Below are 371 nucleotides of genomic sequence, written 5' to 3' on the forward strand. Positions count from 1 at the left end.
ACAGTATTACTTGGTACTGTTATAGTAATCGGTGGCTCTGTTGGATTTACAAGGAAATCTCCAGTTACATTCGCATTATTTACGACATTATTTCCTTGGGGAATTTCATCAATTAATACTTCAAACGTAACAATTGCACTCGCCCCAGTAGGCAAATTATTTATTTGGAATCCAAGTTCTGGATCTGCCCCTTCTTGTAAAACACCATTAACAACTACACTATTTTCAATAAATAATGTCCCTTGTGGAATTGAATCTTGAAAAAATACATTTGTAGCTGATACACTACCTGCATTTATAATTTCGATTGTATATACTAAAACATCCCCTACCGTTGCGACATTCGTATTCACTGATTTCACAACTTCAAA

Annotated in this window: 1 protein-coding gene; it reads right to left on the reverse strand. The window is 34.5% G+C overall.

All coding sequences use genetic code 11. From position 1 onward, the window contains the following. Positions 1-371, reverse strand: a 371-nt coding sequence (locus MR113_RS27535; RefSeq protein ID WP_242257496.1) for a DUF11 domain-containing protein, incomplete at both ends; no start/stop codon positions are given.

It is taken from the genome of Bacillus cereus group sp. BfR-BA-01379 (assembly GCF_022663605.1).
Classification (GTDB): domain Bacteria; phylum Bacillota; class Bacilli; order Bacillales; family Bacillaceae_G; genus Bacillus_A; species Bacillus_A mobilis.